Annotated in this window: 18 protein-coding genes; 10 read left to right on the forward strand and 8 right to left on the reverse strand. The window is 65.5% G+C overall.

The genetic code is table 11. From position 1 onward, the window contains the following. The first annotated feature begins 10 nt into the window (after window positions 1-10). A complete protein-coding gene (locus tag P8R42_05855) occupies window positions 11-493 on the forward strand; it encodes a nuclear transport factor 2 family protein (GenBank protein ID MDG2304170.1) in 483 nt (160 codons plus the stop codon). After that, on the forward strand, window positions 490-1,581 hold the full coding sequence (locus P8R42_05860; GenBank protein MDG2304171.1) for a phosphotransferase: 1,092 nt from the start codon (window positions 490-492) through the stop codon (window positions 1,579-1,581). The genes P8R42_05855 and P8R42_05860 overlap by 4 nt, the downstream gene beginning before the upstream one ends. Here the strand turns inward: P8R42_05860 and P8R42_05865 are convergent. Further along, complete coding sequence (locus P8R42_05865) at window positions 1,574-3,052, reverse strand: MFS transporter (GenBank protein ID MDG2304172.1); 1,479 nt, start codon at window positions 3,050-3,052, stop codon at window positions 1,574-1,576. The two genes, P8R42_05860 and P8R42_05865, sit on opposite strands and share 8 nt — an antisense overlap. An 86-nt stretch (window positions 3,053-3,138) precedes the next feature. Here P8R42_05865 and P8R42_05870 point away from each other — a divergent pair, with 86 nt between their 5' ends. Both P8R42_05870 and P8R42_05875 read left to right on the forward strand, forming a co-directional pair. Beyond that, window positions 3,139-3,480 (forward strand): thioesterase family protein, encoded by a 342-nt coding sequence (locus P8R42_05870; GenBank protein MDG2304173.1) that lies wholly within the window; start codon window positions 3,139-3,141, stop codon window positions 3,478-3,480. Then, complete coding sequence (locus P8R42_05875) at window positions 3,477-4,115, forward strand: methyltransferase domain-containing protein (protein ID MDG2304174.1); 639 nt, start codon at window positions 3,477-3,479, stop codon at window positions 4,113-4,115. Before P8R42_05870 ends, P8R42_05875 begins: the two co-directional genes overlap by 4 nt. A gap of 23 nt (window positions 4,116-4,138) precedes the next feature. Here the strand turns inward: P8R42_05875 and P8R42_05880 are convergent, their stop codons facing one another. Both P8R42_05880 and P8R42_05885 read right to left on the reverse strand, forming a co-directional pair. Beyond that, window positions 4,139-7,645, reverse strand: coding sequence for an Ig-like domain-containing protein (locus P8R42_05880; protein MDG2304175.1), 3,507 nt, complete (start codon window positions 7,643-7,645; stop codon window positions 4,139-4,141). Between the two features lie 142 nt (window positions 7,646-7,787). Continuing rightward, window positions 7,788-8,729 carry a TauD/TfdA family dioxygenase gene (locus tag P8R42_05885; protein ID MDG2304176.1) on the reverse strand — a complete coding sequence of 314 codons (942 nt, stop codon included), beginning with the start codon at window positions 8,727-8,729 and terminating at the stop codon, window positions 7,788-7,790. A 48-nt stretch (window positions 8,730-8,777) separates the two neighbouring features. On the opposite strand from P8R42_05885, the gene P8R42_05890 reads away from it, so the two are divergent. Beyond that, window positions 8,778-10,826: a DUF3604 domain-containing protein gene (locus P8R42_05890; protein ID MDG2304177.1), complete on the forward strand. Its 2,049-nt coding sequence runs from the start codon at window positions 8,778-8,780 to the stop codon at window positions 10,824-10,826. A 9-nt stretch (window positions 10,827-10,835) separates the two neighbouring features. On the opposite strand, the gene tgt is transcribed toward P8R42_05890, so the two are convergent. Continuing rightward, window positions 10,836-12,878 (reverse strand): tRNA guanosine(34) transglycosylase Tgt, encoded by a 2,043-nt coding sequence (gene tgt / locus P8R42_05895; GenBank protein ID MDG2304178.1) that lies wholly within the window; start codon window positions 12,876-12,878, stop codon window positions 10,836-10,838. Window positions 12,879-13,042: 164 nt separating this feature from the next. Here tgt and P8R42_05900 point away from each other — a divergent pair, with 164 nt between their 5' ends. Next, window positions 13,043-13,468 (forward strand): hypothetical protein, encoded by a 426-nt coding sequence (locus tag P8R42_05900; protein ID MDG2304179.1) that lies wholly within the window; start codon window positions 13,043-13,045, stop codon window positions 13,466-13,468. A 573-nt stretch (window positions 13,469-14,041) separates the two neighbouring features. Here P8R42_05900 and P8R42_05905 read toward each other — a convergent pair. Further along, window positions 14,042-14,197: a hypothetical protein gene (locus P8R42_05905; GenBank protein MDG2304180.1), complete on the reverse strand. Its 156-nt coding sequence runs from the start codon at window positions 14,195-14,197 to the stop codon at window positions 14,042-14,044. A gap of 210 nt (window positions 14,198-14,407) precedes the next feature. Here P8R42_05905 and pdxH point away from each other — a divergent pair, with 210 nt between their 5' ends. Beyond that, the gene (pdxH, locus tag P8R42_05910) at window positions 14,408-15,052 is read left to right on the forward strand and encodes a pyridoxamine 5'-phosphate oxidase (GenBank protein MDG2304181.1); all 645 of its coding nucleotides are present in this window, start codon (window positions 14,408-14,410) and stop codon (window positions 15,050-15,052) included. A 318-nt stretch (window positions 15,053-15,370) separates the two neighbouring features. Continuing rightward, entirely contained in the window at window positions 15,371-15,793 is a 423-nt protein-coding gene (locus P8R42_05915) for a hypothetical protein (protein ID MDG2304182.1), read from the forward strand. A gap of 16 nt (window positions 15,794-15,809) precedes the next feature. Here the strand turns inward: P8R42_05915 and P8R42_05920 are convergent, their stop codons facing one another. Further along, window positions 15,810-16,370 (reverse strand): hypothetical protein, encoded by a 561-nt coding sequence (locus P8R42_05920; protein ID MDG2304183.1) that lies wholly within the window; start codon window positions 16,368-16,370, stop codon window positions 15,810-15,812. 76 nt (window positions 16,371-16,446) lie between these two features. On the opposite strand from P8R42_05920, the gene P8R42_05925 reads away from it, so the two are divergent. After that, window positions 16,447-17,670, forward strand: coding sequence for a serine hydrolase (locus P8R42_05925; GenBank protein ID MDG2304184.1), 1,224 nt, complete (start codon window positions 16,447-16,449; stop codon window positions 17,668-17,670). Here the strand turns inward: P8R42_05925 and P8R42_05930 are convergent. After that, a complete protein-coding gene (locus P8R42_05930) occupies window positions 17,649-17,924 on the reverse strand; it encodes a hypothetical protein (protein ID MDG2304185.1) in 276 nt (91 codons plus the stop codon). The genes P8R42_05925 and P8R42_05930 overlap by 22 nt on opposite strands. Here P8R42_05930 and P8R42_05935 point away from each other — a divergent pair. After that, window positions 17,844-18,170, forward strand: a complete 327-nt coding sequence (locus P8R42_05935; protein ID MDG2304186.1) for a response regulator — start codon at window positions 17,844-17,846, stop codon at window positions 18,168-18,170. The two genes, P8R42_05930 and P8R42_05935, sit on opposite strands and share 81 nt — an antisense overlap. Here the strand turns inward: P8R42_05935 and P8R42_05940 are convergent, their stop codons facing one another. Further along, window positions 18,171-18,992 carry a crotonase/enoyl-CoA hydratase family protein gene (locus P8R42_05940; protein MDG2304187.1) on the reverse strand — a complete coding sequence of 274 codons (822 nt, stop codon included), beginning with the start codon at window positions 18,990-18,992 and terminating at the stop codon, window positions 18,171-18,173. Window positions 18,993-19,036 lie beyond the last annotated feature (44 nt).

The raw sequence follows: 19,036 nt of genomic DNA on the forward strand, positions 1-19,036 counted from the left end.
CAGCGAGATCATGACGGGTATCGAGCGGATGTCCGGCGACCGGGTGGTCGATCGGTGGGAGATCCAAGACCTGACCAACGCCTACGCGGACGCGGTAGACGGACACGACTGGCCGCGATTCGGAGCGCTTTTCACTCCGGATGCCCGGATCGACTATCGCGAAGCCGGCGGCATCGCCGGAACCCCCGCCGAGCTCGGGGCCTGGATGCCGCAGGCGATGGCCGCCTTCAAATGGAGCCTGCACTCCATGTCGACGCACACCGTGGTTTTCGAGAAGGCAGACGCCGCTCGGGGGACTCTGCACGTCCTCGCCCGACACGGCGTCGACTTCGAGGGAACAGAAGAGCTGATGGACGTCGGCGCGATCTACGAGGACCGCTATGTCCGCACGGCGGCCGGCTGGCGCTTCGCGGAGCGCATCGAACGAACCAAGTACATCGTCGGTGGTCGGTTTGCCGATCTCGTGCGCCAAGCAGCCAGCGGTGGCAAATGACTGGACCCATCTCCTTCCCGACGAGCGTAGAGGAGCTGAGGACCGACCTCCTGACCGCCGTTCTCTCGGCCCGAACCCCCGGTGTGATCGTCGACGGCTTCGAGGTCGTGGTCACGAAGCACGCCGGAGAAGGGGTCGCCTCCACCGCAGACCGAGTCGTGCTCGAACTCACGTATGGCGCCGGCTCACCGCCGGGGCTCCCGACCAGATTGATCCTGAAGACGATGCTCGTCGGCCCACACGCCCCGCCGGAGATGTACGAGACGGAGGTCCGCTTCTACGACGAGATTCGACCAGGCCTCGACGCGGAGATGCCACAGGCATTCGGTTGTCACTTCGCACCCGAGTCGGGCTCGTTCGGACTTCTCATGGAAGACCTCGAGAAGCGCGACGCGCGCTTCCCGAATGCCCTCGACACCGTCACGCTGCCCGAGATCGAATCCCTGCTCACGCAGCTCGCCACGGTCCACGCTCGCTTCTGGCGCAGCCCACGCCTCCGCACCGATCTCGCGTGGGTCCCCACGCCGATGCAGGGTGGGATGGCCGACATCTTCACGAAGTTCGGCCGCGAATTCGTGCAGAGCCAGGTGGATCAGCATCCGTTCAAGCAGGAGCTCATCGCGCCGCTCGGACGATCGGTCTCCGAGCTCTGGGAGCTGCTGACCCGCGTTCGGGAGGAGCAGACCGCTCTGCCCCCGACCCTACTTCATGGCGACCCACACATCGGGAACACATATCTCCTGCCTGGCGAGCGTGGCGGACTCCTCGACTTCCAGCTTCTGACGCGAGGCTGCTTCGCCCACGACGTGATCTACCTGATGGTGACCGGGCTCGCGACGGAGGTCCGCCGCACCCACCAGCGCTCGCTCCTCGAACACTACCTCGACCGACTCCGCGCCGCCGGCGTCACCGACCCTCCCGAGGCCGAAGAGGCCTGGCTCCTGTGCCGAAAGGCGTCCCTGTGGGGGCTCGTGATCGGATGGCTGATCTGCCCGCCGGCGAACTACGGCGTCGAGATTACGACCGAGAACATCGCGCGGACCGTCGCCGCAGTTCAGGACCTGGACGCCATCGCCGCAATCACTTGAGAGCCTTGCGGCGCGACAGCTCCGCCACGATCTCCCGGTACCGCTCGCGCGTGATCGGATACTTTCGCAGGAACGACAGCGCGACCAGATTGAGCACGATGATCCACGGGCCGACGGCCCAACCCAGCAGGTCGACCTTGTTCTGCGGCACCGTCCCCGGAATCGCCCGGGCCGGGAACGCGATGAGTTGCAGCGTGATGCCGCCGAGAAGATTCCCTACGCCGGAGACCGCCTTCCCTGCGAACGCGATCGCCGCGACGAACACCCCTTCCTGACGCTCGCCCGTGATCAGTTCGTTCTCGTCGACGGAGTCCTGAATCATCGACCGCATGAGGATCATCAGCGCCAGGAAGCTACCGAGGCTGATCGCCGCATGGCCGGCGATGATCGGCAGAAGCCGCGGATCGCCGTTCTCCGGGAGGATATGGAGAAATCGCGCGAAGATCGGCAGCGGCGAGAAGACGATCGCGAAGGCCATGAGCCCGGTCGCGGCGCGTCGTTTGTCGAGGAACAGGCTGATCTGTCGGGCCGCAACGACCGCGACCGGTACTGCAAGAACGACCATGCCCAGCAGGACCGCCTGATCGGAATCGTCGAACTCCCAGAAGTACGTCGTCATGTACAGGCGGAAGGCCTCGTCGAACCCCATTCCGATCGCGCCGATCATCGTGGCGATCAGGATCATCCGATACGAATGGTTCCCCCACGCCTCGCGCAGATCACTCACCAACCGCGTCGAACTGAACGACGACTGGGGCTTCCGCAGGCTTGGAATCAGGTTGTGCGTTCCTACCGTGCAGACGAGGATCGCAACGAACGCCATCACCGCTGCTGCCGTCGCGACCGAGACGTACGCCTGCGGATCGTTGCGGCCGCCTTCGAAGTTCGGAAAGAACATCGTCCACGCCACGAGCGCCAAGCCGACGGTCCCACCGAACTCGAAGAGAGCCCGCAGGCCGGCGATCGTGGTGCGCTCGTCGTAGTCATCCGTCAACTCAGGAGCGAGAGCGTCGCTCGGCACCTGGTACAGGGTGAGCGAGAGCCGGACCGCGATCGACAGGACCGTGAGCCAGACGAACAGACCGGCCGTACCGAGACCTTCGGGAGGACTCAGAAGGCCGTAGAGACTCAGCGCGACAGGAAGTGCCGCCATGTACATGAAGAGATGACGCCGCCCGAAGCGAGAGCGGAAGTGATCGGAGATGGAACCCATCAGCGGATCGCTCACCGCATCGACGCACATCGTGAGAAACACCGACAAGCCCGCCATGGCTCCGGGCAAGCCCAGAACGTTGGTCTCGTAGTACAGCAGGAAGATGTCGAAGACGGCGTTCTTCGCACCGACGGCGAGCGAGCCACTTCCGTAGAGGAGCTTCGTCGAAAACGGTACGGATGCATTGCGTTTCATGGCGGGAAGCGCCGTGGGCGGCCGCGACTGCGAAGCCTCTGCCGCCGATACGCTGAGCTTCATGAATCTCAGACGCGCGAAGGAAGCAAAAGGTTGAACCCGACGCCAATCTTGACCGAAGAAAGCCCCACCGCATATGAATCGCTGCGGTGATCGACTTCGAAGCGGAACTACGGGAGGCGTTCGACCCGACCGCCGGAACTCTTACGGTCTCGGATGTCTGGGAGGGCTTTCCCGCAACGGCCTTCGGCGGATTCGTTGCCGCCGCAAGCCTGGTCGCGGTCTCCGGAGCCGCGGAACACCCCCGCCCCCTGAGCTTCTCCACCCGATTCCATCGACCGGTCCCGGCCGGGCGAGCGGTTAAGGTGGAAATCGAACCAGAGCGCCTCGGCCGGCTTGTCGATGCGCTGACCGCGCCGGTCCAGAGTGACGGCAAGCTCCTCGCCGCGGAGGGAACGAGCCAGGCAGCGCTCGTTCCCATGCTGACGTGAGCGACCCGATCGTGAGCGATCCCTCGGAGCTCGCACCTCACCTCGTTCGCAGGTCCGACGAATCGGACGATCGTAGGTTCTACCAGCAACCGCGCCTGGTCACCCACGTCGACGATGCCACGATCGCCGCACTCACGAAGGTGTACCGCGATAGGATCCCGGCCGGCGCATCGATCCTCGACTTCATGTCGTCGTGGATCTCGCACCTCCCTTCGGATATCGACTACGAACGGGTCGCCGGGCAGGGCATGAACGCAGTCGAACTCGGTGAGAACCCTAGACTCACCGACCGCCTGGTCCATGACCTCAACGCCGCGCCGACGCTCCCCTACGAAGACGAGTCGTTCGACTTCGCGATCAGCGCCTTCTCGGCGCAGTACCTCACGCAGCCGGTCACGGTGTTCTTCTCGATCGCGAAAAAACTTCGGCCCGCCGGGACCATTCTCGTCGCGGTGTCGCACCGCGTGTTCCCGACCAAGGCCATCCATGCCTGGCAGGCCCTGCCGCCGAGCGAGCGCCCCCGACTCGTCGAAAAATGCTTCGAGCAGGCCGGACGGTTCACTGACATCGAAACCACCGATCACTCACCCACAGGCGCCGACCCTCTATGGATCGTCAGCGCACGGAAAGCGTGACCGGAACCGGAAGCCAGCACCGTTCAAGGCTCGACCTCTATTTCGACGATGTCCGTCAGCTCGGCGGAAAACTCGTCCGCGGGCCACGTCGCCGTGATCGTCGCGGTGCCGACGCCCACCATCTGCCCCCAGTTCGGCTGGAGCCCCGCGTCGGCGCCCATCGCAAGGACGGCCGGGTTCGACGACGTCCACGTGGGAATCTGGTTCACCCCCTGCGTTGCCCCGGAGGCGTACTCGACGCGCGCCTTCAGTTTCAACGGCTCGCCCACCTGGCCTCGGAACACGCCATCCTTGTCGGCCTCGGGGACGCTCTCGAAGATCCTCAGGTCGACCCGAACTTTGCGCGCGGTGATGACGCCCTCGGCACTGAAGCCGAAGGCCACGTCGTATGCCGTCACCGTGACGATCCCGTCGTCGAGCCCGGTCACCCGGCCCCCGTTCGGCCCCGTCGACTCGACGCTAAGCGCCGCGGGGTCTCCCGACGTCCACTGGGATTTCGCAGTGACGTCGACCTCGTGGCCGTCGGTATAGATCCGGAACGAGCGCAGATTCCGGCCGTCGGGATAGTCGACGTTCGCCTTTTTTGGACGAACCTCGATGCGTGCGACGGAAGCGGCGTGGCACCTCACGGTCGTGTCGCCCAACGTGTCCGTCGACGTGAGCAGCGGAGCGGGATCGATCACAAAGATGCTGGAGGAACCGATCGAACGGCAGGTGACGAGGCCCGACTGCGTAACCGCCACCGCCGTCGGATTCGTCGAGAACCAGAGAAGATCGTCCGTGCGATCCACGACCCCGCCCCCGTCAAGAAGCCCGAGTCCGTACAATCGGGCGGTCTGCCCCGCATCGAGGAGACTCCGACGCGGACTTTCGCGCAACCCCGGCTCCGGGGACACCTGGAACCCGACGAGCGTACGACCCACGACAACGACCGCGCGCTCGAGACCCACCGACGCGATGCCCGTATCCCGATGGGTGGCGATCACCCGCGTGTCGCCGTCGGCATTCGCCCGGACAAGAGCGCCGCGAGCGATCGACGCCACGGCCGTCGAGCCGACGGACCAATCCACCTCACTGGTCAGATCGACCACGCTCCCGTCCGAATAGTGACCGAGCGCCTGGAACACCTGCGTGCCCGCAACCGAGAGTGCGACGGCGCGCGGCTCCACCGAGACGGACACGAGCCCCGTCACGACGTGGACCACACCGCTCTTCGCGTCGGAACGGGTTCGCGATCCCCGATCACTCGCTTCGATGATCGCGATGCCCTCCGCGCGAGCGATCACCCTGCCCGGCACATCTCCATCGAGCTCTGCGAGATCGGGATCCAGCGACCGCCAGCGAAGAGTCGCCGTTTCGTCGAAGGGCCCCGTTCCGTCGTTATAGGTCGCGGTCGCGCCAAGATCGATCACCTGCCCGACCTCGACGACGTTTGACGCCGGATCGACGACGATCCGCTGGTGCGAACGCACCGTGACGGGCAGCCACGCCGTGACTCCCGTTGCCGGATGCACCACTTCGATCGTCGCAATCCCGGGGCGACGACCGCGAACGAGCCCGCTCGCTCGAGCATGCGCCACGCGGCGTTGAGCGGACCGAAGCTGAAGATCTCCGATCGGAATCGGAACGGTGGAGCCGTCGACCAGCACGCCCTCCACCGAGAACACCTGGTCAGCCCGCTTCGCGACGACGAGGTGGCTTGGGTCGAACCGCAGCCCCACCAGTTCGGCCGGATCCTCGACCGGAGCCGAACCGATGGCCAGGCGCCCGGTAGTCGCATCGGAGCTCATGCCGGAGACAGGATCAACCACGCGAAGGACGGCGAGGCCATCGGACAGTCCGGTCGCGAGTCCCTTGTTGATGCCGTCGTCGACCTCCCCGATGCCGGCTCCGGATGCGACGTCCCACACGACGCGCGCGGTGACGTCGACGTTCGTCTGGCCGTCATCGAAGTCCGCAAGCGCCGTGAACGGGCCCTGCTCTCCCACGAGGAGGCTCGTCCTCGCCGGCGAGATCCGGAGCCGGAGCATCCGCGTGACCTCGATGCGACCCTTCATCCGTCCGCTCCGACCCGACAGCGGATCGTGCGCATGCACGGTCGTACGTCCTTCCGCCCAAGCCGTAACCACGCCCGAATCGATCGTCGCCACGCCGCGATTCCGAACGCGGAGCACGACGCGGTCGGTCACGTCCGTCATCGAGCCGTCGTGATGGACGGCGGTGACGAGAAGCGGTGCACTGTCGCCCGGCAGAAGACGAACGATGGCCGGATCGAACACCAGATCCCGGATCTGTTCGACAAACGGGGTGAACTCCGGTGTCGGCGTCGCGGACGGCCCCGGCGTCGGCGTGGGAGCCAAGACCGTGATCTCCCCTTCACTTACCGGGGAGGCAATGCCCGTCACCCCATGCACGGCGGAGATATTCGCAGTGCCGGGAAACATCCCGGTCACCCGGCCGCGCGTCCCCGCGACGCCCGAGACGACGGCGACAGAAGCCTGATCCGACGACCAGAGCACTTCCTCGGACACGTCCGCACCCAGGCCATTGTCGAAGGTTGCGAGCGCGGCCAGAGGAAGCTCTTGTGCGATCATCAACTGGGCGCTCGCCGGGCTGAGGTGGAGCTGCTCCATCTCTCCGACCCAGATCTCCGGACGATCGGACGTCGACCGCCCCGAGGGGACGTGGTCCACTCGGATGCTCGCGGTGCCGGGCGACAGCGCGTACACGCGCCCCGCGCTGTCCACCGACGCGATCGCCGGACGGTTGCTCTGATACGTTACCTCGGACGTGATGTCGCGGATCGTGTCATCGTCGAACTCGCCGAGAACGGTGAGTGCGACGACGTCGCCGATGAGCGCCGCCGCCGCCTCCGGCGACGCGATCACCTCCAACAGCTCCGCATTCGGGTCGGGGGCCGGTTCGACGGTCACCACCGCCGCGTCGTCCTCCGACTCCGTTCCCGAAGCCGGATCGCGGACCTGGATGTCGGCCTCTCCGGCCGAAAGTCCATCGACGAGTCCGTTCGAAACGACGGCGACAGCCTCCTCACTGGACTCCCATTCGACCACGCCCGTGACGTCGAAGCCCATCCGACCGTCTTCCAGCTCTGCGAGCGCGCTGAGGCGCACGTCTTCCCCTACCTCGATCGTCACGGCCGTCGGTGCGATCGTGAGTTCCAGGATCTCCCACACGGTTACTTGCGGCGGATCGTCGGTGCGCACGCCCGTGGGGAGGTGCTCCACGCGGATCTCCGTGTCGCCGTCGCCCACCGCGATCACGGTCGAGCCGACGACGATCACCACGTCTTCGTCTTCACTATCGAACGAGACGGCCCCCGTGAGGTCGGCCGTCGAGCCGTCGTCGTAGAGCCCGGTCACTTTGAGATCGGCCTCTTCCCCGGGACCGAGCTCGATCACTGCGGGCTCGACGAGCAAGTCATCCAGCTCGGGTTCGTCCGCGAGCGAGATCACCGGGCCGGCGAAGACGCAGGACATCAGAAGGAGAAGTACGGCGAGGAGTTGTTTCATAGGAGTCGGGGCCGTGAAGCAGGGCTAGGGTGCACCGGTAGCCTTTGGTCAAACAGACCAACTTGCGATGTCGCAAGACCCACGCCAAGAGGCCTCGCAGATCCCTCGCATTCACGCGGGTTCGTGGGCGTCGAGCGCCCCCCTACCCCCGCATTCCAGGCAGGCCGGGCATGCCTGCACGGTTCCGAACCGCGGCCGCAGAGTGCCCTATAGAGGCTACGCGACGCGCGGGATCGAAGAACGGCCGGTCACCGTCGACCACACACCGATGGACGCTCCGGCGCTGTGGGAAGTGGTCGTTCACGACCCGGTGCACCGTCGAGCGCTCGTCCCAGATCGCGAGGTCGCCCGACTGCCACGACCACCGGCAATGAAAGCGTGACTGCTCGATGTGTCGACGCAGGAACGCGAGCATCGCAGTGCTCTCGTCGTCCGTCATGCCATCGATTCGACGCATGAAGTCGCCACCCCACAGGAGGGCTCGCCGTCCGGTCTCCGGATGCGTGCGAACGAGCGGATGCGTGACCGGCGGGTACTTCTCTCGCAATTCATCCAGGAGTTTACGCGCCTCTTCCGAGTCGCCCATCTTACGGCTGGCCGCCTCGATGAACGACTCGTTGTCGTGCACCACCTCGAGACCGGCGAGCAACTCCTGCATGGTCGACGAAAGCGCCTCGTACGCCGTCGTCATCGAACCCCACATCGTGTCGCCGCCCACCTCAGGAACGACCCCTGCGCGCAGGAGAGCGACCTTCGGCGGCTCCGTGGTCCACGTAACGTCGGTGTGCCAGTAGTCCGCCTCGTTCGGGCTGTCCGGACCGTCTTCGATCACCTGGAACGTGGGGCCGGTCGCACCCATGAGCTTCAGCAACGGGAAGACGCTGGGCTGACCGAAGCGGTGCGCGAACGCCATCTGCGCCTCGTCGTCGAGCCCGGAATCCCGGAAGAAGATCACCTCGTTCTCGAGCAGGGCCTGGTGAATCTCCCCGAATGTGGCGTCGTCCAGCGCGCCGAGATTCACGCCGGAGACCTCGGCCCCCAGGCTGCCAGTGACGCGACGCAGCTTGATTCCCTGGTAGATCATCTGGACAGTCTGACACACGGACATGCCGCATTGCGAAGGGGAAACGGAATGAAAATTCGAGTCATCATGCCGATACTGGCAGCCCTGCTGATCGTCGCCTCTGGATGTTCCGACCGCGACGCGGACACCGACGCGCTCACGGTCGACCCCATGACCACCGAGGAGCCCAGTGACCAGGGCCGGTTCCCGAGACAGCAGTTTCCGATCAGCGACGAGATCGTCGAGGTTCCGACGGGGCCGAACCGTGACCGGGAAGCGTTCTTCGGAGACCTGCACGTCCATACCGCCTACTCCTTTGACGCGTACGCCTTCGGGACTACCGCGATGCCGTCCGACGCCTACCGATACGCGAAGGGCGAGGGCCTTCTGCACCCGGGCGGCTTCAACGTGAAGCTCCGCGAGCCCCTCGATTTCTATGCGGTTACCGACCACGCGATGTTCCTCGGCCTCGTTCGCGCGGCCGCCGACACATCCACCGAGTTCTCGAAGCTGCCGCTGTCTGAGCCACTCCACGACCTCAACGCCCCCGACAACATGAGCCTTCTGAGCGTGCCGCAGCGGATCAAGACCTTCGGAACCTTCATCCCCAACGTGCTCACCGGGCTCGCGGACGGATCGGTCGACAAAGAGATCGCCGCTCGGGTCACGAAGAGCGCGTGGCAGGACACCATCGACGCGGCCGAGCACTTCAATGAACCCGGAGAGTTCACGACGTTCGTCGCGTACGAGTACACGTCGTCGTCCGACGACCGCGGCAACCTCCACCGCAACGTGATCTTCAAAGACAGCGACCACCTTCCCGCGGTCCCGTTCTCCCGGTTTCATTCGCAGAACCCCGAAGGCCTGTGGGACTGGATGGACGGCCTCCGCGAACAGGGCATCGAGAGCCTGGCGATCCCGCACAACTCCAACGGCTCGAACGGCCAGATGTTCAAGCTCGTCGATTGGGCGGGCGATCCCCTCGATGACACGTACGCGGAGCAACGCGCGCGCAACGAACCTCTTGTTGAGATCACGCAGGTGAAGGGAACATCGGACACGCATCCCGCCCTATCCGACTCCGACGAATGGGCCGACTTCGAGATCATGCCCTACCGAGTCGCCACGATGCTGCCCAGCGCGCCTCCTGGCAGCTATGTGCGCGATGCGCTCCGGCGCGGACTCTTTCTCGAGGAGCGCGGTGTCGAAAACCCCTACAAATTCGGCTTCATCGGCTCGAGCGATACGCATACAGGCGCGATCTCGGACGACGAATCCAACTTCTTCTCGAAGGTCGGAATCCTCGACAGCACCCCACAGCTCCGCGGCTCCGTACCCTTGGGCTTCTTCGAATCGATGGCCGCGAAGTGGGCGCAACCGAATCTCGTGAAGGAATTGGATGGACGAGAGTACGGCTGGAGCGCGACCGCAACATACGGCGCCTCCGGGCTCGCGGCCGTCTGGGCGGAAGAGAACACGCGCGCGGCGATCTACGACGCGTTCCGCCGCAAAGAGACCTTCGCGACCTCCGGCCCGCGGATGCGCGTGCGCTTCTTCGCCGGCTTCGACCTGGACGAGGACCTACTCAACGCCCACGACGTCGTCAGCCAAGCGTACGCACGTGGCGTGACGATGGGCGCCGACCTGCCGGCGAAGGGAATCGACCGACCGAGCTTCCTGGCGTGGGCGACGCGCGACCCCAAGGGCACACCCCTTCAGCGCCTGCAGATCATCAAGGGATGGTCGGACGCCGATGGGACGTACGAACGCGTCTACGACATCGCTTGCTCCGAGGGCGCGAAGCCCGATCCGAAAACGCACCGTTGCCCGGACAACGGAGCCAAGGTCAACATCAGCACCTGCGAGATCTCGACCGACACCGGCAGCGACGAGCTTAGCGCCGTCTGGTCCGACCCTGACTTCGACCCGGCGCAACGCGCGTTCTACTACGTTCGCGCTCTCGAGAACCCGACGTGCCGCTGGTCGACCTGGGACGCGGTCCGCGCCGGCGTCGAACCGCGACCGGACCTGCCGCAGACCTTGCAGGAGAGAGCCTGGTCCTCCCCGATCTGGTACCTGCCGACCGGCGAGACAGCGCCCGCGGCCGGCGCGCTCTGAGCAGAATGCTTAGACGGCGCCCGAACCAAACTGCGGGTGCCTCGTGATGCGGCCGCCGACTTCGGCCTCCGATGCTTCGTCGACGTCACTCGGGAAGCGGGCGTGGCTCCGGTGCCAGCGGTCGAGCCACGCCGAGCCCAGCAGCATGCGGTTCCGTTCGGCGACGTGCGCAACGGCGGCGGGAGTCATCGCGAGTGTGGTCTCGGGGCGTGTCCCCGTCGGGGCTCCCACGCCGACGTAGAAGCCAGCGGCGAGCATCGCCGTCCGCGCGGCGGTGGACGCCGAATAGGTGAAGAGCTCGGTGTCGCGCTCCCCGCAGGCCGCGAAGACGTGCTCGAAACAGGCCAGCGTCCACAGCGGCCCGTCCGTCTTCGCCGAGAAGGGATCGAAGAAGATACAGTCGGGTATAGGGGCGTCCTCAATGCGAGTGAGGAAGTCTCCCTCGAGGAGATTCCACTCAAAGGGGACCCGCTCCGACTTCCACTCGCCGAACCGGAGGAGGAGGTTCGGCGCGGCGCAGCGCAGGTGAGGAAACTGTCGCGCGCTTCGCAGCGCGAGGCGCAGCGAGCCCGCATCGTTCTCGAAGCTCACGAGATGGACGGGCCTCTGCTCTAGATCTCCGGTCCCCTCGCAGCAGCGGAGCGCGGCCATCGCGTTGTGCGCGGCGCCGAGACCGACATCCCAGACGACGAGCGGCTCCGTCGTAGGCTCGCGGAGCCGCTGAGCGATCCGTCCCTGCTCGACGTACAACTGCTGGGCCTCGACCGTGGGATCGAGGCCCGCGTGCATGATCTCTCCGGACGTTCGGTCCGCGACGCTCGCGAATCCCTTCTCCGAGACGCGAACCTCGAACCGATCCAGCGCCTCCTTACCCAGCCGGCGACGACGGGGCTTGGACACGAGCGGCGGATGCTCCGGATCGGTCGCCGTGAGAAGAGGACGCTGCTCGTCCCGGAACGCGGCGAACGTGCCCTCGAGGATGTGCCGCCGCATGTCCGCCATCAAACGGTGGTAAAAGTGAAGGTTGTGCAGGCTCAAGAGGCTCCACCCGAGCGTCTCACTAGCCTTGATGAGGTGATGGAGATAGGCGCGGGTGTAGCGCGCACAGGTCGGACACGAGCAATCTGGATCCAGCGGACGCTCATCCAGCTTATAGACGCCCCGATAGACGTCCAAGCGACCGACCGAGGTGAAGGTCACGCCCTGCCTCGCAAGCATCGACGGAATGATGCAGTCGAACATGTCGACGCCGCGGTCCACCGCCTCCAGGAGGTCGATCGGCATGCCGACACCCATCAGGTACCGCGGATAACTCTCCGGCAGCAGAGCGCTCGTAAGGGACGTGAACTTCTCGCGCTCGTCCTTCGTCTCTCCCACCGCCAAGCCGCCGATCGCGAAGCCGTCGAACGGAAGTGCGGTCAGGGTTTCGGCGCTCTCGCGCCGGAGGTCATCGAAGCACGCGCCCTGGACGATTCCGAACAGCGCCGACGGCGCATCCCCACGCGCCTCGAGACTTCGCTTAGCCCAGCGGTGCGTGCGATGCATCGCCGCCACGGCCGCCGCGTGATCCGACGTCGACGGGATGCACTCATCCATCGCCATCATGATGTCGCTTCCGATCGAGAGCTGCGTCGCGATGCTGCGCTCCGGGCTCAGGACGATCTCGGTGCCATCGAGATAGCTTCGGAAAACGGCACCCTCCTCCGTAATCTCGCGATCGTTCGGCAGCGAGAAGACCTGGAAGCCGCCCGAGTCCGTCAGAACGGAGCCGCCCCAGTCCATGAAGCGATGGATTCCGCCGATGCGCTCCAGCACCTCGGGGCCCGGCCGCAGCAGCAGGTGATAGGCGTTGGCCAGGAGGACCTGCGCCCCTGCCGCCTCGAGCTCGTCGGTGTGAAGACCCTTCACCGTCGCATGCGTGCCAACAGGCATGAAGATAGGCGTCAGCACCTCTCCGTGGAGGGTGTGGAAGCGGCCGGCGCGGGCCTGGGAGTCCGTCGCCGTGCCCTCCAACGCGAAGCGAAGGCGAGTCATCCCCGGGGAGGGTGGCATGCGGCCGGTCTCCGGGCCAATCGGGCGGGCGGGGCGGGCGAGGCCGCGAAAGAGACTCGCGTGATCCCGGAATTCACGTACACTCGTTGGCGAGTCGCCGCCTGCAGCGGCGGGAGCCGGGTTTGCCCCGGCGATGCTCACACGTTTGGGGTTAAGGGATGCCGGTGTTCGCGAAAGAAGAGGTGGATCCGCCTGAGGTTTCGGCCTCGAGCCGGATCGGACGCCTCGCCGCTCGGATCTTCGCCTACGAGCCGATCGGCCGCCGTGGCGTCACCTACCTCGACCGGTGGGTGCTAGCCCGACTCGGTGAGCGCCGCCTCTACCTCCACCGCTTCCGCTTCGACGACCCCGAGGAGCCGCACAACCACCCCAGGACGTTCGTGTCGTTCCTCTTCTGGGGCTCTTACGAAGAAGAGACTCTTCTCCCCGACGGCACCCTGGTCGCCCGTGAAATGCGTGCACCGCATCTGCGGCGCTTCCCACCCGAGCACGCGCATCGCATCATACGCTGCGCCGGCGCCTGGTCCCTCGTCGCCGTCGGCCGACGTCGGCAGGACTGGGGCTTCCTACAGATGAACGAGGCCGACTAGGGCCGTGCACCGGGGGACACACTCTCGTGCGCCCCCAGTCATCGGAAACTCAGCGTGTGCGCCAGATGAGACTTGCCGGCAGCATGAGACGGATCGCGCTCACCTTCGAGCTGTCGCCATCCTTCACCACGACGTAGAAAAAGTATCCGGTACGAGTGCCAATCGCGTTGCCGGCCGGGTACGTCGCTCCGAAGGGTTCCTAGGTGCCATCGGCGACTGCCACACCAGTGCCCGGAAACCGTACGTTCTCCACCACGAGGTTCAGCCCGGAGTTCTTCAAGACGCTCCCGTGCTCGATGTCGAAGAGACGCTTGAGCTCCGCCGGCCTTCAGGCAGGGAATCTGCACATCGAGGCGCGTGCCCTTGTCCCCCACCTGCGGCGACCCCACCGCCCAGCTGATTGCCGAGATAGAAGTTCCATGCAATCCCGCACGCCGCCATAGGATCCTCGGGATCAATCCTCGGGAACGGCTTGCCGAAGACATGCCCCGGAACTTCGCCGGTCTCCTTGGACTTGAGTCCATACGTCTCGACGTCGAGTTCATACTTACTCTCGTTCGCCTCCGAGGCAGCTCAGTAGGTTGCGCCCAGGTTGTTCTTGAACTTCTCGTCGCCGACCGGAACGACGGTGAACGTGTGGTCACCGGACTTCAGACGCTTCAGAACCGACGCCGGCAGGAGGCGCTCGGCCGACGCCACGTCTGCCAGCAACAGGAAACCGAGCCCCAACGCTAACACGCCTCAGGCCACCCGAATCGGGGACCTGGTGCTCGTGTCTGTTTGCATGACAAATCTCTCTGCTTCCTGTGAAGCCCTCGTGGTTGAGACAGCGGTTGGAAAGTCGGGCATACACCACGTCCCAAACGGCGACCAAGCCCCTTGTGAGGCGAAAGATCCCGGAGGCGTGACCCCCGCGCGGACCCGAGTTAGAGCCTACGCATGACCACGGATGAGACTGTCGACGCCTGGCTCGCACAGGATCCGCTGCCGGAGGAGCCGGCTGCGATCGTGGAGAAGTGGCTGAGTGAGGCATTCCAGACCAAACGTCAGGAAAGTCCCCATGCAGTCGCCCTGGCGACCGTCGATCCCGACGGTCGGCCGTCAGTAAGGATGGTCCTGTGCAGCCAGATCGATGCCGCCCGGGGCGCGTTCACGATGTACAGCAACCGCGAAAGCCGAAAGGGCCGCGCGCTGGCTGCGGACCCACGCGCCGCGATCGCCTTCCACTGGCCGGCACGCCAGGCCCGGGTCGAAGGCCGGATCGAGTGGACTCCCGACGAGGTGAGCGACGCCTACTTTGCCGGCCGACCGCTCGAGGCCCGTATCGGCGCGTGGGCGAGCCGTCAAAGCGAGCCGCTCGCGTCCCGCGCCGACCTGCTCGCCGCCGTCGCCGCCGTTCAAGCCCGCTTCGGGGCGGTACGCGAGGAGGACGTCGTACCTCGCCCGCCCCACTGGGGCGGACTCACGCTCGTCGCCGAGTCGATCGAACTCTGGGTCAGCCGGGTCGGGCGGGTCCACGACCGCGCCGTATGGACGCGCCCCGCGCCCGGCGAGACCTGGACCGCAACCCGGCTGCAGCCCTGAGCGGGTTCAGCCCAACAGCGTGTCGCCCATCGACAGGAACGCCCGAGACGCCGAGTTGATGTAATGCCAACCGGCCAGCACGGTTCGACGTCGGCACCGAGCTACCGCAAGCGACCCAGGGCCGCTACAACCTGATCAACGCGCGCCTCAGCTACGACTTCCTGAACGATCCCGCGCAGGTAGCGCTGTGGGGGCGCAATCTGGCGGACGAAACGTATTTCCAATCCACCTTGCCGATCGCGGGGCCGCTCGGCATCATCCAACGCGGCTACGCGCCGCCCCGTCTGTGGGCCGCAGAGCTCACCTATCAATTCTAAGATGAAGGAACAGATAATGCCTCTTTCGAACTCCATCCTCCTCGCAGCTCTCGTTCTCCTCACGAGTTGCGCCAGCCTCACCGGAAACGCAGCACCTCCGATGCCGATGCGCCCGGGTGTCGTGGAGTTCAACCTTCGGCAACTCGACCCGCAGGGGAATCGGCCCTCTTCCGGCTTTCAGCCTCTCACGTACGAGTTCTGCGTACCCGCCAATCCGAATGCGACCGGCGGCGTCGAGAGTATCGACCGTACCGTACGCTGCCACCCGGGGGTCCCGGGCCGCATCGGTTGCCTGCCCAACCAGGCTCTTTGCGTCGGCAACACCGGTCAGTCGAACTGGGCGAGTGTTCTCGCCGAGCTTTCGAACGAGCCGTTCGTACGCCGGATCATCGACACCGGGATGCCAACACCGCCGCAGAACTGACGGGCGCACGCTGCGATCAGTGAAGGGTCTCGGTTCGATTCGCGCCGAGCTGCTCGATCGCCGATGGCACGCCGGGTAACCCGGGGTGGACGACCAGCGCGCGCTCCAGGGCGATCCGTGCGGCATGCGCATCGCCGTTCCGATCGGCGATCTGCGCGAAACCGCAGAGGGCCCCGAAGTGACGGGGCTCGAGCTCGAGGGTCCGTTGAATATCGCCGACGCTCTCCGCATCACGGCCCAGGACGAAGTACAGCGTGGCACGCTTGTTCCAGGCTTCGGCCCAGCCGGGCCACGCGCCGACCAGCCCGTCCAGAATCCCCTCGGCCCGCTCGTGTTCACCCGCGTTCATCGCGGTGATCGCCTGCTCCATCTCGGCCTCGATCTCGGGATCCTCGTGCGCGCACCAGATCTCCCAGATATTGCCCTCAATGGTACTGCGCTGCTCCTCCTCGCCGTCGTGGAGCGTCAGGAACAGCAGCTTCAAATCCTCCGAAACCTCCTCACAAGGCGCCGACGGCAGCTTTTCGATCAGAAGCGCCGCCTCGTGGATGCGGAGGCTCAAGTCCGGGGTCGGCATCGGCCATCATCCTGCCCGAACGGATCGCACTCTGGAAGGGCTCGTGACTCGCAGTTCGCGCTGGTAGAAACGACGAATGGAGATCACCCGCCCCGAAGACGTCGGCCTGTCCACCCCCGGCCTCGCCCGAATCACCAATCACCTCGAACGGCACTACGTCGTGCCGGCGAAGATCGCGGGTTGCCTCACGATCGTCGCCCGCAAGGGCCACATCGTCCACTGCGAGGCTCAGGGCTCCATGGACCTCGAGCGCGAGAAGCCGATGCGCGAGGACGTCCTCTTCCGCATCTATTCGATGTCGAAGCCCATCACGTCGGTCGCGATGATGATGCTCGTCGAGGAAGGCTCGGTGCAGCTCACCGATCCCGTCCACCGCTTCATTCCGGAATGGAAGAACCTGCGCGTCTACGAGTCGGGCAACCATCCCCGGTTCGTCACCCGCCGCGCAGAGCGCCCGATGACGATAGCCGACCTCCTGACCCACACCGCCGGCCTCACCTACGGATTCATGGAACGCACGAACGTCGACGCGGCGTACCGCAAGCTCGGAATCCTCGGGCGCACCGATGGACCCACCCTTCGCGACATGATCGAGGGACTCGCCGAGCTCCCGCTCGAGTTCTCCCCCGGAACTTCTTGGAACTACTCGGTTGCAACTGACGTGCTCGGCTACCTGGTCCAGACGATCTCCGGGCAGCCCTACGACCGCTTCCTGCAGAATCGCATCCTCGGCCCTCTGGGGATGACCGACACCGGCTTCACCGTCCCCGATAGCGAACGGGAACGCTTCGCCGCGTGTTACGGGCGAACGCGCAGCAAGCGACTCGTCTTACAAGACGATCCGGAGAAGAGCGTCTACTGCAGAGACGTCACCCTCTTCTCCGGCGGCGGCGGGCTTGTCTCCACAGCCCACGACTACCTTCGCTTCTGCACGATGCTTCTGCGCGGCGGCGAACTCGACGGCGCGCGGATCCTCGGGCCTCGCACGATCGACTACATGACGAAGAACCACCTGCCGGAGGACCGAGACCTCACCCAGATGAGCGTCGGCGCCTTCAGCGAGACGAAGTACGAAGGCACGGGGTTCGGCCTCGGCTTCTCGGTGGTCCTCGACCCGGTCGCAGCGAAGGTGACCAGCAGCAGCGGCGAGTTCGCATGGGGCGGCGCCGCCAGCACCGCGTTCTTCATCGACCCGAAGGAGGAACTGATCGTGATCTTCCTGACCCAGCTCATGCCCTCTGCGACATTCAATTTTCGCGGACAGATCAAGCAAATTGTCTACGGATCCCTGATCGACTGACGTTCGGACTTTTCGCTGCCCTGCCGTTGGGATAGGCCGAGGAGGATGGCCCTCCCTACCTGGCTCTCGGCGACGAAGCGGCTGCCGTCCCCACCGCGCGGCCCGCACAGACCGCCGCCAAGCACATCCTGATCACTGAAGACGACGACCGCGTTCGGGGTTTCCTCGCTCAAGTGCTGACGACCGCCGGGCACACGGTCGTGGAGGCTCGACGCCGAGAAGAAACTCTCGAGATCGTCCGTCAGCTGAAACACCCGATTGCTCTCGTCGTGAGCGACGTCGTCATGCCCGGCATCGACGGGGTCGAGTTCACCAAGCAGCTGCGCCTCTTGCCGCCCGGCCTGCGTGTCCTGCTCGTTTCGGGCTACGCCAACCGACTCGGCGCCGCCGGTCGTCCGCTCCCCGAGACCGCCTCTTTCCTCCAGAAGCCCTTCGGCCCCGAGGAACTCGGGCGCAAAGTCATCGAGGTGCTCTCGGAGGAGTCGACGACGACCCACTAATCAGGTTCCGCTGAATTCCGGGGTGCGCTTTTCCATGAAGGCCGTCACGGCCTCTCGCAGATCGTTCGACTGAAGACTCGTCGCCATCGTCCACAGACCGTTCAACAGGAGGCTCTGCTCGGTCGTGAGATCCTCGCTCTGCTGCAGAATGAACTTCGTTCCGCGCACCGCCATCGGCGCATTCGCGGCGATCTCCTCGGCAAGGCCCCGCGCCGCCGCGAGCACCGTATCGACGTCAGCGTAGACGTCGTTCACGAGGCCGATCTTCTCGGCGCGCGCCGCATCGATGTCCTTACCCGTGTACGCCAACTCCGCGACGTGACCCGCGCTCACGACCTTGGGAAGACGCTGCAAGGTGCCTACATCCGCAACGATGCCGATGCGGGTCTCGCGAATGCTGAACGTCGCGTCGGCCGAGGCGACGCGAATGTCACACGCGGTGATCAGATCGATCCCCCCGCCGAGACAGTGCCCGTGCACCGCGGCGATCACCGGAACCGGACAGGCAGCGACCGCCGAGATCGCCTTCTGAAACGCCGTGGTCACTTCCATCTGCTCGAGGTTCGCAACGGCTTTCGATGCCGGCTTGTCCCCTTGGCCGACCATCGCGTCGGTCAGGTCCAGTCCGACGCAGAAGCTCTTCCCGCGACCAGCCAACACGACGGCACCGATCTCCGGATTCTCCGTGAGTGCCGCGATCGCGTGCGGCAGGCCCTGCCAAAGTTCGCGCGACATGGCGTTGCGCTTCTCAGGACGGTCAAGCCACAAGGTGCCAACCGCGCCGGAGCGTTCGATAGAGAGGACGTCGGAAGAGAAGGACATCAGCCACGAATAGCAAGCCCCCTGGGCCTCCGTTAGCCTGCCAC

Source organism: Candidatus Binatia bacterium, from assembly GCA_029243485.1.
Taxonomy (GTDB): Bacteria; Desulfobacterota; Binatia; order UBA12015; family UBA12015; genus VGTG01.

What these genes read in the sequence shown, in the direction of transcription:
- P8R42_05915 (MDG2304182.1), top strand. Translation starts at nt 15,371, where the DNA reads ATGAAGGAACAGATAATGCCTCTTTCGAACTCCATCCTCCTCGCAGCT.
- P8R42_05925 (MDG2304184.1), top strand. Translation starts at nt 16,447, where the DNA reads ATGGAGATCACCCGCCCCGAAGACGTCGGCCTGTCCACCCCCGGCCTC.
- P8R42_05920 (MDG2304183.1), bottom strand. Translation starts at nt 16,370, where the DNA reads ATGCCGACCCCGGACTTGAGCCTCCGCATCCACGAGGCGGCGCTTCTG.
- tgt (MDG2304178.1), bottom strand. Translation starts at nt 12,878, where the DNA reads ATGCCACCCTCCCCGGGGATGACTCGCCTTCGCTTCGCGTTGGAGGGC.
- pdxH (MDG2304181.1), top strand. Translation starts at nt 14,408, where the DNA reads ATGACCACGGATGAGACTGTCGACGCCTGGCTCGCACAGGATCCGCTG.
- P8R42_05855 (MDG2304170.1), top strand. Translation starts at nt 11, where the DNA reads ATGACGGGTATCGAGCGGATGTCCGGCGACCGGGTGGTCGATCGGTGG.
- P8R42_05940 (MDG2304187.1), bottom strand. Translation starts at nt 18,992, where the DNA reads ATGTCCTTCTCTTCCGACGTCCTCTCTATCGAACGCTCCGGCGCGGTT.
- P8R42_05885 (MDG2304176.1), bottom strand. Translation starts at nt 8,729, where the DNA reads ATGATCTACCAGGGAATCAAGCTGCGTCGCGTCACTGGCAGCCTGGGG.
- P8R42_05890 (MDG2304177.1), top strand. Translation starts at nt 8,778, where the DNA reads ATGAAAATTCGAGTCATCATGCCGATACTGGCAGCCCTGCTGATCGTC.
- P8R42_05860 (MDG2304171.1), top strand. Translation starts at nt 490, where the DNA reads ATGACTGGACCCATCTCCTTCCCGACGAGCGTAGAGGAGCTGAGGACC.
- P8R42_05865 (MDG2304172.1), bottom strand. Translation starts at nt 3,052, where the DNA reads ATGAAGCTCAGCGTATCGGCGGCAGAGGCTTCGCAGTCGCGGCCGCCC.
- P8R42_05880 (MDG2304175.1), bottom strand. Translation starts at nt 7,645, where the DNA reads ATGAAACAACTCCTCGCCGTACTTCTCCTTCTGATGTCCTGCGTCTTC.